The organism is Komagataeibacter medellinensis NBRC 3288 (assembly GCF_000182745.2).
GTDB classification, from domain to species: domain Bacteria; phylum Pseudomonadota; class Alphaproteobacteria; order Acetobacterales; family Acetobacteraceae; genus Komagataeibacter; species Komagataeibacter medellinensis.
Genome location: NC_016037.1, coordinates 175,652 through 187,793, shown reverse-complemented (window position 1 = coordinate 187,793; position 12,142 = coordinate 175,652). Strand labels below are relative to the sequence as shown.

9 protein-coding genes are annotated in these 12,142 nt (G+C 55.8%); 4 read left to right on the top strand and 5 right to left on the bottom strand.

Going from position 1 to position 12,142, the window contains the following annotated elements; genetic code table 11:
• Positions 1-13: 13 nt before the first annotated feature.
• The 3 genes from GLX_RS15400 to GLX_RS15385 all read left to right on the top strand — a co-directional run bounded on the left by GLX_RS15400 (position 14) and on the right by GLX_RS15385 (position 3,171).
• On the top strand, positions 14-583 hold the full coding sequence (locus tag GLX_RS15400; RefSeq protein WP_041247923.1) for a hydrolase: 570 nt from the start codon (positions 14-16) through the stop codon (positions 581-583).
• Positions 584-586: 3 nt separating this feature from the next.
• Positions 587-1,675 carry an AbrB family transcriptional regulator gene (locus GLX_RS15395; protein WP_014106913.1) on the top strand — a complete coding sequence of 363 codons (1,089 nt, stop codon included), beginning with the start codon at positions 587-589 and terminating at the stop codon, positions 1,673-1,675.
• Between the two features lie 309 nt (positions 1,676-1,984).
• Positions 1,985-3,171 (top strand): IS3 family transposase gene (locus GLX_RS15385; protein WP_110914815.1). Its coding sequence is split into 2 segments (ribosomal slippage): positions 1,985-2,243 and positions 2,243-3,171, totalling 1,188 coding nucleotides; the frame shifts between segments, so codons are not numbered across the junction.
• A gap of 119 nt (positions 3,172-3,290) precedes the next feature.
• On the opposite strand, the gene GLX_RS15380 is transcribed toward GLX_RS15385, so the two are convergent.
• From GLX_RS15380 to GLX_RS15365, 4 genes are read right to left on the bottom strand one after another with little or no spacing between them, the layout of a single operon-like run.
• Positions 3,291-6,425, bottom strand: coding sequence for an efflux RND transporter permease subunit (locus tag GLX_RS15380; RefSeq protein WP_014106912.1), 3,135 nt, complete (start codon positions 6,423-6,425; stop codon positions 3,291-3,293).
• Positions 6,425-7,459, bottom strand: coding sequence for an efflux RND transporter periplasmic adaptor subunit (locus GLX_RS15375; protein ID WP_014106911.1), 1,035 nt, complete (start codon positions 7,457-7,459; stop codon positions 6,425-6,427). Before GLX_RS15375 ends, GLX_RS15380 begins: the two co-directional genes overlap by 1 nt.
• Positions 7,456-8,898, bottom strand: a complete 1,443-nt coding sequence (locus GLX_RS15370; RefSeq protein ID WP_014106910.1) for a TolC family protein — start codon at positions 8,896-8,898, stop codon at positions 7,456-7,458. Before GLX_RS15370 ends, GLX_RS15375 begins: the two co-directional genes overlap by 4 nt.
• Positions 8,891-9,541 (bottom strand): cation transporter, encoded by a 651-nt coding sequence (locus GLX_RS15365; protein WP_014106909.1) that lies wholly within the window; start codon positions 9,539-9,541, stop codon positions 8,891-8,893. The genes GLX_RS15370 and GLX_RS15365 overlap by 8 nt, the downstream gene beginning before the upstream one ends.
• Positions 9,542-9,614: 73 nt before the next feature.
• Between GLX_RS15365 and GLX_RS17700 the strand changes: the two genes are divergently transcribed.
• Positions 9,615-10,013, top strand: a complete 399-nt coding sequence (locus GLX_RS17700) for a MerR family transcriptional regulator (RefSeq protein ID WP_014106908.1) — start codon at positions 9,615-9,617, stop codon at positions 10,011-10,013.
• 338 nt (positions 10,014-10,351) lie between these two features.
• Here GLX_RS17700 and GLX_RS15360 read toward each other — a convergent pair whose 3' ends face one another.
• Positions 10,352-11,797 carry a tyrosine-type recombinase/integrase gene (locus GLX_RS15360; protein ID WP_014106907.1) on the bottom strand — a complete coding sequence of 482 codons (1,446 nt, stop codon included), beginning with the start codon at positions 11,795-11,797 and terminating at the stop codon, positions 10,352-10,354.
• Positions 11,798-12,142 lie beyond the last annotated feature (345 nt).

Here is a 12,142-nt window from a genome sequence, read left to right as displayed (position 1 = left end):
AAGGCGCCGATCCGTGAACAGATTTGACCCGCGAACCACCGCCCTTGTCCTCATTGACCTGCAGAATGGCATACTTGCCCTGCCAACCGCCCCGCGGCCATCGTCGCAGGTGCTGGAGAGCAGTAAATCGCTTGCTGCCCGCTTCCGGCATGCCGGTGCTACGGTCGTACTGGTTCGGGTCGCGTTTGCACCCGACTTTGCCGACGCGCCACCCGGTCTGGCCGACCAGCCCTTAAGCCCGCCGGAAGGCGGCCTGCCAACGGACTGGGCGCACCTGGCCGATGGGCTGGCAGCACCCGGCGATATCGTCATCACCAAACATCAGTGGGGGGCATTTACCGGCACGGAACTTGACCTGCAATTCCGCAGGCGGGGCATCCGGACGGTCGTGCTGGGCGGTATTGCTACGAATTTCGGGGTTGAATCCACCGCACGGCACGGCTGGGAACTTGGCTACCATATTGTCATCGCCGAGGATCTCTGCACTAGCCTGTCAGCAGACCTTCATGATGTTTCCGCCCGCTCGATCCTCCCGCGGATTGCACGCGTGCTGCCTTCCGATACAATCGTGTTTGGCGGTTAAGCGGTGAGGGTAGGGCCATCAGCGTGGCTGCTGACCGGGCGATGGGGCTTACTGGCGCTGCTTTCGCTGGTTTTCGGTATGCTTCTGGCCGTCTTACGCCTGCCGGCCGCGCCGCTGCTGGGACCACTGGGGGCGGCGGTCGTACTGGCCACACGGGGCGACGCGGTCCGTATTCCCCGCTGGGCCTTTCTTGGCGCACAGGGCGTGGTCGGGGTCATGATCGCCAGCTATCTTTCAGCCTCGATCTTTCACGAAATGGCAGCCAGCTGGCCGGTCTTTGTTGCCGGTACGTTTTCTACCCTGTCTGCGGCAGCCCTTCTCGGCTGGCTGCTGACACGTTCGCGCCTGCTACCCGGCAATACCGCGATCTGGGGTTCGTCACCCGGTGCGGCCACGGTCATGACCCTGATGGCGGAATCATACGGGGCAGATATGCGGCTCGTCGCCTTCATGCAATATCTGCGCGTGGCGTGCTGCGCCGTCATTGCGGCTGTTATTGCGCGCGTGGCCGGAACGCCGTCCGCCCCGCTGGTCGTGGCACAGATCCTCTCATGGCAGGGTGCTTTACTTGCGCTTGTGATCGCGCTGGCAGGCAGCGCCTTGGGCACCCGTCTGCGCGTGCCGGCCGGGGGACTGCTTGTGCCCATGGGGATCGGGATGGCTGCAAGGCTTGGCGCCCATCTGCCGATCGAACAGCCGCATCTTCTGCTGGTCGCGGCCTATGCCCTGGTCGGGTGGGGCATCGGCATGCGGTTTACGCCAGATGTGCTGGCTTATGCCGGACGTGTCTTTCCACGTGTGCTGGGTTCCATCCTCGCGCTGATTGCGGTGTGTGGCGGCTTTGCATTGGTACTTGCACGGCTGGCGCATGTGGATCTGCTGACGGCTTATCTTGCAACCAGCCCTGGCGGGGCTGATTCCGTCTCCATTATCGCCTCGACCACGAAAGTGGACATGCCTTTCGTCATTGCCATGCAGGTCGCCCGGTTTTTCTGCGTTCTGGTCACCGGGCCAGCTCTGGCGCGTTTTCTGTCCCGCAGATCGTCGGGAAAAGGGCAGCGCGATGTGTCGCAAGAAATACACGGGAAATAGGCGAAAAGGAGGAGGGGCTTGCTGAAGACCAATGCGACAGATCCCGCCCTTACAAACCCGCTCGCACTGAGGCGTGACGACAATTTTGGTTGATGGCGGGAGCAGCGATTTGGCCATCAGGGTATAGTCATTTACCCCGCTTGTCTGGTGCGCGGCATCTTCTTTCGCCGTATCTCCGTTTGACGGTCATATCCATTCCGATGATGTCATAGCTTCCTGAAGTCGCGTGGACTGATGCCGGTTAGAGGTGGTCCCCATTTTTCGGACAGGGCGATAAGCTATCATCTGGCCTGAACGAGGACGGGTTTTATGGGCAAGGTTACGCGGAAGAGGTATGCGGCAGAGTTCAAGTCACGGGTTGCGCTGGAGGCGATCCGTGGGGAACTGACGCTGGCGGAACTGGCTTCGAAACATGGGGTACATCAGACGATGATCGCCCAGTGGAAACGGCAGGCGATCGAGGGGATGGCGGCGACCTTTTCCGGGAAGACGGTGGCTGAGCCCCCGGTCAGCCCAGCTGACGTGGAGAAACTGCACGCGAAGATAGGCGAACTTCTCGTGGAACGGGATTTTTTACGCGATGCCTCTGCTCGGTTGGGCGTGATCAGAGGCGGCAGATGATTGACCCGAAGCGAGCGCGTCTGCCGATAATCCGGCAATGCACGCTACTGCAACTCAACCGGTCGGGCGTCTACTATCGGCCTGTGCCACAGAGCGAAGCCAATCTGGAGCTGATGCGGCTGATCGACGCCCAGTTCCTGGAAACGCCGTATTATGGTTCACGGCAGATGACATGGCATCTGCGCCGCCACGGACATGAAGTGGGCCGCAAGCGGGTCCGGCGGCTCATGGCGATCATGGGCCTGCGGGCGATCTACCAGAAGCCGCGCACGACCGTGCCCCATCCGGAGCATCGGAAATATCCATATCTGCTACGGGATCTGGTCATCAATCGGCCTGACCAGGTCTGGTGTTCCGATATCACATATATTCCCATGAAACGGGGATTTCTCTATCTCGTGGCGATCATGGACTGGTTCACGCGCAAGGTCCTGTCCTGGCGTCTGTCGAACACGATGGACGTGGAGTTCTGTATCGAGGCGCTACAGGATGCCCTCATGCGCTATGGCGCCCCGGACATTTTCAATACTGACCAGGGGTCGCAATTTACGACACCCCGTTTCAGCGGGATACTGGAAGAGCGTCAGATCCGCATCAGTATGGACGGGCGTGGGCGATGGCTGGATAACGTGTTCATCGAGCGTCTGTGGCGGTCGCTGAAATATGAATGCGTCTACCTGCACGCGTTCGAGACCGGATCAGAGCTGAGGGCCGGGCTTGGCAGATGGATCGCCCATTATAACGAAAGGCGTCCGCATACGGCGCTGGCTGGACGTACGCCCGATGAGGCGTATTATGACGTGCCGACGCCATCTGGTCCGGGGTTAACCCCGGACCAGATGGCCAACAGCAACGCCGTCAGAAGGGCGGCATAACAACAATCGGGTATAGCTTATCAAGCCCGCAAAACTGTCCGAACGGACGGGACCACCTCATCTATTGGCATATCGGACATAATCTTCAAGTAGTTCGGTGCAGCAGTGGCCCATACCTGTCACTTGAACAAGGTTTCCGGAACTCCCGTTTCGTTTTCAGAAAAATTACCAAATTTGACAGCAAGAATAGGCAAAACAAACAGGTTAAGTATCATTGATGTCATGAGCCCTCCAAGAATGACAGCTGCCATAGGTCCTTCGATTTCCCGCCCAGGCGCATTCATATCAACAGCCAGAGGCGCCAGTCCAAGCGCCGTAACGAGCGATGTCATGAGTACGGGGACGACGCGGTCTCTGGCCCCCCGGAGCGCTGTTGTTACTCCCCATGTGAGATCTTCCCGCTCGACCAAAGCCTCAAAATGCGAAATCATCATCACCGAATTCCGAAGCGTAATCCCGAATAGTGTAACGAAGCCGACTGTTGCCCCCAGAGTTAGCGTTGTGCCGGAAACAATGATTGTCAGAATGCCGCCCACAAATGCGAAGGGAAGATTGACGAGTATCAGAGCGAGATTGCGCCATCCTTGTGTGATTATTGAGAGCAGAATCATGACCGCTATGGCAGCGAGCCCGGAATTTATAAACAGTTCCCTGCGTGATTGTGATTCAGCTTCCGCTGCGGATGTAAACTGAACGTAGGCTCCAAGAGGCAGTTTGATATTTTTTGCTATAGCCGTGCGTGCGTCCTGAACGAAAGATTGAGCTGATCGTCCTGTAACATTTGCGGTGACAGTCTGTGTTCTCTGTGCTCCCAGATGTGACACCTGATAGCGACCGTTCGTCTCATATATGTCCGCAACAGCGCGGAGTGGTACGTAGTTTCCGTGAACAGTATGCAGTGGCAGGGAACCGACAGACGCAACATCATTACGACTTGCGTCATCAAGACGAACCATAACATTAAAAGCCGCAGAACGCTCGTATATCTGCCCCACGGTTTCACCCTGCCAGGCTGTATGGATGGATCGGAGTACATCCGCCGACCGAAGCCCCCAGCGCTCCAGATCAGCAGGGCGTAGCTGAATAGCAAGTTCCGGAACACCAGGAGGTGCTTCTATCCGGACATCTGTTGCGCCATGTATCTGATGCAACATGCGGACAATATTATTTGCCTGGATATCCAATACATCCAGATCATCGCCAATAATATTGATTGCCACAGCCGAAGACGAACCAGAAAGGGTTTCGTTTACGCGCATCGTCAAAAAACTACTGACAGAAAAACTGGCCCCAACGAACCCGTCAAGCGCTTTGCGAACGCGGGCATCAATCTGTCGGGAAGCCTTCCCATCCACCTGATTCAAATCAACCTCAAACTCGCTGGTATGTGGTCCATACGTGTCCTCATCCAGCGAGGCGCGTCCGACTCTCTGAGCAACCGAACGGATTTCGGGAAGCTGACGAAGTTTTTCTGTAACCTGTCTGCCTAATTTCAGAGACTGTTCCAGGGAAGTCCCCGGAACTGCCGTCATATGAATGATAAGGTGGCCTTCCTTGAAATCGGGAATGAAATCGCTTTCAAGGAATGGAAGGGCCGCAAACCCTATCAAGGTGGTCAGGATCATCCCGCCTATAACAAATCGGGGATGGCGCATTAATCTGGCCAGAAGACGTTCATAAGCTCTGGCGGTCCATCCTGCCAGGGGGGGCTCTCTCCGGATTTCTCCAGGCGTCGCCAAGAGCCATGCGCAGAGTGCAGGTACAACGGTTACAGCAGCGGCAAGAGAAGCCATGACCGCAAGAACATAAGCTGTTGCCAGTGGAGCAAACAGTCGTCCCGAAAGTCCGGGAAGGGCGATGACAGGCAAGAAAACGATAATGACAGCAAAGGTCGCGTAAACCACTGCACTGCGGACTTCAACGCACGCATCGAGTACGACGCGCGCTGTAGATGCGGGCTGGACCAGAAGCCGGTTTTCACGCAATCGGCGTGTAACATTTTCGACCCCGATCACGGCGTCATCCACAACCTCGCCGATGGCAATAGCAAGGCCCCCCAAGGTCATGGCATTCAAAGTAACCCCGAGTGTCTCCAGCAACGACAGGGCTATCAGAATAGCCAAAGGTATGGTGGCGCAACAGATTGCAGCGGTTCGCAGGTCAAAAAGGAAAAGAAAGATTACGACAACCACCAGAAAACCGCCCAGAAGCAATGCTCGTGTGGCATTCCCCAATGCGGTCGTAATGAAATTGGCGGGTCGGAACAGGTCAGCATGCAATGTAATCCCCTGTCCCTGCAATTGCGGGCGGAAATCGGTAAGTGCCGCCTCGATTTCCCGGGTCACGGCCATTGTATTGGCACCGTACTGTTCCCATATATTAACTACAATGCCTGTCTTTCCCTCGATACTGGCCGCACCGAAGGCAGGAATAGGGGCTTCAGTTACAGTGGCAATGCTGCCCAGTGTGACAGCACCATTATCAGAGCGGACAATCACAGTGCGGGCCAGACTTTCTGGCGTCAGGGCCTGACCGTCAGACTGAAGAACGACTCTTTGGTTCGGGGTATCAATAAAGCCGGCCCCCTGTATGCCAGTCGCTTCCTGGGCAGCCGCAAGGACGTCATCGAGTCCGATATGATGCAAGATGAGTTGGTCTGGATGTACCTGTATCTGGAGTGACCGACGCTCCCCGCCAAACACGCTGACTCCAGCCACACCAGGCAACGCCAGCAGACGCGGCCTTAATGACCAGTCAGCAAGCGTGCGCAACTGCATAAAGGACTGTTGTTCCGACGTCAGACCGATCACCAGTACCAGACCGGCGGATGAGGTCAGTGGCGTCATAGTCGGAGCATGAACACCGGCTGGCAATTGCTGTGCAACAACATTCATTTGTTCCCCGACCAGTTGCCGGGCTCGATAAATATCGGTCGATGTCGCAAACAGGACGTTGACGACTGACAGTCCCTGAATCGAAGTCGATTGCACGCGCTGAATACCCGGGAGGCCGGTCAGGGCAATTTCCATTGGGCGACTAACCAATGTTTCGACCTGTTCCGGCGTGAAACCAGCGGCTTCGGTCTGGATCGTGACCCGTGGCGGAATGAATTCCGGAAACACATCATAGCTGGCATGTCTCAAGCCATACAGGCCATAGAAGAACAACAGACATGCGGTTGCGATAACCACGCCCCGGAAGCGGATCGAAAACCCGATAATAGCTGCCTGAAGGCTGAAAGAACGTCCCGTCATCAGTCGTCATCGTCTCCTGATTCAAGCTGAGCTCGGAATTCTTCAGACAGAAGTAATTGCGTACCCTCTATGACGATTTGCGTTTCGTGTGTGATTTGTCCTGGAGTATCTTGGATCAGGTAGCCACCTTCTCGGTCCGGCACGTCGGTCGTAAGGGGTAAGCGTGTAAATTTTCCGTGTCCGTTATCACGGTATATCCACGACTTACCTTGCAGCCAGATAATAGCTGATGCAGGTATCCGGATACCGGGACGTTCCTCTTCGGTAGGCAGGAGAACGGAAACATTCATGCCCGCGACAAGCTGACTTTCAGCCGACGCAAAATAGAAAAAGCTACGCCCCTGAATAGCAGGATCGGTCATGGTTACAGGAGACAAATAGTGGAGCATTGTCCCGTGTCCACCCGTGTTTCCATAATCGGTCACATCCGCCTGACTTGGTGGGGTTGGTAGATCCGTATCTGGTGGAAGGGTCACCTTGACCAAGACCACTTGTTGTTGAAGTAACTGTGTAATGAAAATTGTATTTTTTTCGGTAGCGTCAGATATGACCGAACCAAATTGCTGTCTGATAATATTAAGTGCGTTATTTACCAGGACCTGTTCTGCTTTTACCATAGCTGAATTGGACTGAAATCTAGCTGTTGTCTCCTGGAATTGTTCCTGAGAGATATTCTGCCGATCGCGATACAGTCCTTTGTCACGATCGAGTTTCGCACGGGCAAGCGTCTGCTGTGCCTGCATGCTCTCCAGCCGCGCTTTCATGTCAGCATAATTACTAACAAGAGTGATAAGTTGTGTTGCGTTCAGAACGTAACCATAGGCGGGAACCAGCTTTCTCCAAGGCACGATGCTGGGTCGTGCAGAAGCAATGCCGCTCTTCGTAACTGCTTCCGGGGAGACCGTCACGGTCGCCTCTGCACCAAGAACCGAAACTGGTTGATCATCATCATCTGCAATGGCAATGTCTGTCCCGTTTAGAACTAGGAAGACAGAAAGACCTGCAAGAGGCAGCCAGAAGGCCCTCGCTTTCATGGTGAATTCCTGTGGTTATTTTCAAGTAGGCCGGAAGCCTGCGCGGCATTGGTGTGATCAAAAATGGGCTGCTGCATGCCATCTTCGATCTGACCTATGGCTTGCCGTTGCTGAATTTCTGCTTCAAGAAGAGCGGTCTCCGCTTGAATCTGCTCTATATGAGTCATAACCATCGTTGGTCGGTCGATTGCACCTGACTGAAGGCGGTGCTGCATCTGGTTCAGCCTTACCCGTACGGTTTTGGCAAGTTCTTCCGCCTGTAGCAGAATTGATGTCGTGCCGCGGTAATTGGCCGTAGCCTGCGAGATGGACTTAAACACCGTGTTCTCTGCACGCCGGAGACGAGCCGCCGCCTCATGCTCCTGCCCAACAGCTTCAGCTATGGGGCCTTCGTTCTGATTGAAAATCGGAATTTGCAGAGAGGGATTTACCTCAAAGCGATTTGAAATATCCCAGTTATAGGCGGGACTGATGGTGACATCGGGATAGCGTCGAGAAACTTCGACCCGTAGAGCCTGTCGGGCGGCGTCATAAGACGCAAGAAGTTCCCGCAGATCCGCGCGTTGCATTACGGCTTGGTATCTCATGTCCTGTGAATCGCGGTATTCTATGAGGTCGGGACAGACATCAAATGCTTTTGTATCAAGAGCAATGGAATCAAGTGCTTCGGCAGGAACCCCGATTGCTCCTGCCAGAGCTGCCTTACGGACGGCATACTCGCGCCGCAGATCACTGACAGACAACTCGGCATGGATCATTTCCGTCCGTACCTGCGATATTTCGAAAGCGGATGCTCGTCCCTGATCAAAACGTGCCTGTTCCAGGGTAAAGAGTTCGCGTTTAGCTGCCGCAGTCTCTTCCACAAGCTTGAGGCGCCCGGATACAGCCCAGACGCCGAGAAGAGCAGACCGCGTGTCGCTGCGTAGTTTCCATGCAGTATTGATGACTTCCCATTGCGCGACCGCAGCCCGATATCTGGCTTCTTTGATACGGTGATAACGCCTGCCGAAAAATTCGATCAGTATTGACGCGCCGTAGCCGACGTAATGAGCCGATGGGCCACCCAGCACCGTGAAACTGGGATTGGGCAGTTGACCGGCTGTCTTGATTCCAGCGCGAGCCGTTTCCAGTTCAGCTTTAGCTACAAGGATATCGGGATGAAAATACAAGGTAGCAAGCGTCAGGCGAGTGATGCCCCATGCGTTTTCCTGACTCGATACGTTTGGTCCGAGAACTTTTGTAATGAATTCTTGCAATCCGGCATCCGTAAATTGACGGCTGGAAAATTTCTGGACATCTGATTCCGGCGAAATATTTGAGTGACCACTATTTGTGCAGCCACAGAGCAGGGGAAAAATCAGGAGAATGAATGCCGCATTATAGCGTGTTCGTCTCCTTACCTGCTTAATATATTCTAGAGTATTATATGATTTATACATTGATATGTCGTGATATATCTGATTTTTTATCTGTTAGTTCTACTTTCGATTGTCGCATAATCTGCACACCTCCACTAATACCAAGCATCGCAAGGATGGAAGCTACCGCAATATCCGGCCACGCAGAACGAGTGCCAAACACGCCCAGAGCTGCCAGCACAACGGCAACATTTCCGATCGCATCATTACGAGAGCAGATCCATACGGAACGGCGGTTGGCATCACCTTTCCGATGTGTCCATAATATGAGGGCACAGGCTAGATTGACCGCGAGGGCAAGCAGACCAATGCCGCCCATTGCGTCTGGGTGAGGCGGATGGTTGCTGTTCATTACCATCCACCCAGCATTGGCCATTACCCATATCCCAGCCACGAACAGGGTCAGGCCTTTCAGAAAGGCCGCGCCAGCTCGCCATCGCAATGCCATTCCGGCAACACTGAGGCTTATTGCGTAGTTGGCGCTGTCGCCAAGGAAATCAATCGCGTCCGCCTGTAAGGATGCAGATCCAACCGACACGCCAGCCCCAGCTTCAACGGCAAACATGCTGGCATTGAGAAAAAGCGCGATCAGGAGCGCTCTCCGCCATGATTTATTGATTGGTAGCGGCGTATCTGTGCATCCACCACAGCATCCTCCTGCCATCCAGCGCCTCCCTGACGAATCATCTGTTTTAATGTATGCTGCCTGTAGCAACTACAGGGTCAAGAGGCAGGGAATGCGATCGATTGGCGCCTTGGGAAAGGCAACGAATACCAAAGTCGAGACGATCCGCTATTATGAACGGATCGGACTGCTGGCTCCGCCACAGCGGACCGATGGCAATTATCGCGTTTATGATGATGCGGCGCTCGCGAGACTGTCTTTTATTCGTCGATCCCGTGATCTGGGTTTTTCATTAGATCAGGTAAGAGTTCTATTATCCCTAACGGATCAGGGAACCCAGGATTGTAAGACAGTTGATAGAATTGCTCGTGACCATATGGCAGAGATTGAGCACAAAATTGCGGATCTCAAGGCATTGCGTCATGAACTTTCTACGATAATAAAATCATGCCGGGGAGGTAATATTTCAGAATGCCGAATTATTGAAGCACTTTCTCCGTTTGATAATTAGTTCTCCTGACTTTTTTCGCAGCTAGTCGATTCTGTATTTGATGGGAAGATTACCCGAAATAATTATACGGCCTCATCCTCACGTGTCAGAATCTGAAAAATCCTCATGGGAAATTCAAGGACTATACGTGCTCCCATGGTGGCAGTTTATGATCAGGCCAGTTCTGAAGCAGACATTCTGCTGCCCCCCCAAGTCAGACGTTCCAGTCCGGCGGTTCATGCGGGGAGAAATTATCTTCGAATAAGGCTGGCATGATCTATGAAGCAGATATGTCTACTGGTGCGTCTTCACATGTGAAGGCGAGTGGAGGCGTTCTGGAAAATGGGGTCAAGACAGGCTCAGAATCTTGACCTTCCCGGATGCCGGGCCTTGATGCTGGCCGCGTCGATATAGGTCTCGACGACCTGGAGACTTTTATGTCGCGAGAAGCGCTTCAGTTCCAGGAGATCATACCCGTCCTTTGCGCCCGTGGTGATGGCGCCGCGGCGCAGGCTGTGTCCGCCAAAGTCCCCCTCAAGGTGAGTGTCGCCGCAGCGTTTGCGGATGATGTCCGTGACCGCCCGGTCCGACAGGGCGTGCGGCCCGATCCTGGGCGGGGTTCCGACGGGCGTGGCGCCTGCCCTGTAGCCCCGCGCGGACCAGATGCGCCGGAAGACCGGACCTTCCGTGATCCCGGCCTGCCGGAGCCAGGTCTCGTATGCCAGAACCGGGCAGTTCCGGGTCAGGCCCCGCGGGATGCCGATCAGAGTACCCTTGCGCTGGGGATCGCCCTTGGACCGGCCCAGCCGGATCTGCATGCCATCCTCGTCCACCGTGATGTCGTCCACCTTCAGTGCCGCAAGCTCGGAGCGTCGGAACGCACCGGCAAAACCGAGCAGAAGAATAACCCGATCCCGCGCACCGACCAGATCATGGGAACTGATGGCTTCGACGACCCGGACCAGCCTGTCCCAGGTGAGCGCGGTTTTCTGGCGGGGCAGCACCTCCTTTGCCTCCCGCCGGATGCCGGCAAGCGTTGCGGTCACCATCGGGTGGGCGGTGGGTACGGCAATCTGCGCCAGGTGGTGCAGGTAACGCAGGGCAGCACGATGCAGGTCGATGGTGCTGGTCCTGCGCCCCTGCAGCGCCATGTCGGCCAGATAGGCGGCAACATCCTCGCTGCGGGCCGGCAGGGCGGGCAGGGCGTGGCTGGCAGCCCAGCGACACCAGGACCGCACGGCGGCGCGATAGGTGCGCAGCGTGTTTTCGGCCTTGCTACGGTGCATATAAGCATCGGCGGCCTGACGGGCCGTAGCCAGGCGGCCATCATGTTCGGGAACGGGTTGTGCCGAGACGACGGAAAACCATTGCGCGACGGCTGCAGCCGGTTGCCCGACGGGCGCAGGGGGTGCTGCGTCTGCCGTCCCGGGACAGGCTCCTACGGACTGGAGCGGCCGGAACCAGGCCAGGAAGCTGGGCATGCCATCATCGATTTCCAGTCCGACGGCCAGTTCGAACCCCGAGGGGATGTCGGCAACATGGTCCTGAGCCATCTGCTGGGCCGCCGACGCATACGGCACGTTCTGGGCGAGGGGGGTATCCGGGGAATAGGTACCGTCCGGCAATTCGATGCCGGCCAGAAGCAGGGGCAGGGGTGGTGTGAACCGCGCGGTCGAGAGGATTTCGCGCCAGCGCGCCGGGTCTTGTGTCTCGGCCAAACGCTGCTGCGTCAGCGGATCAACGCGGGCGTGCAGCGCGGCCTGCGCGCGCCTGCTGGTGCCGAGGATCCGGACGTCGCTCAGCATGGCAGGGTTGCCTGCGCGTATGGTCCCTGGCCGTCACCTGGGCAGCAGGGAAGGGGTACGCAGACAGGCTTGGCGAAAAGGCTCGGAAACAGGCACATTTCGGAATTTTAGCAGGCATTCTGGAAATTTTCACCTACTTCCGACAAGATAACTTATCGGAAGTAGGTTTTTGATCGGTCGGATTTTTCCCGGCGAGGAAGGGAGGGAACAGAAAGTCCGGAAAACCGCGCCTTTCAGGATCAATCAGGCGCTTTTTCGTTCTCTAAACACCCATTAACGTGATACGACGCATTGTATGAAGCGCAAACGCCTTAATATGGTCTGTGTCAGGAGGCGTGTTTTCCC

Coding starts and splice junctions, on each gene's coding strand:
- GLX_RS15380 (WP_014106912.1), bottom strand. CDS start 6,425: ATGACGGGACGTTCTTTCAGCCTTCAGGCAGCTATTATCGGGTTTTCG.
- GLX_RS15375 (WP_014106911.1), bottom strand. CDS start 7,459: ATGAAAGCGAGGGCCTTCTGGCTGCCTCTTGCAGGTCTTTCTGTCTTC.
- GLX_RS15370 (WP_014106910.1), bottom strand. CDS start 8,898: ATGTATAAATCATATAATACTCTAGAATATATTAAGCAGGTAAGGAGA.
- GLX_RS15365 (WP_014106909.1), bottom strand. CDS start 9,541: ATGGCAGGAGGATGCTGTGGTGGATGCACAGATACGCCGCTACCAATC.
- GLX_RS17700 (WP_014106908.1), top strand. CDS start 9,615: ATGCGATCGATTGGCGCCTTGGGAAAGGCAACGAATACCAAAGTCGAG.
- GLX_RS15360 (WP_014106907.1), bottom strand. CDS start 11,797: ATGCTGAGCGACGTCCGGATCCTCGGCACCAGCAGGCGCGCGCAGGCC.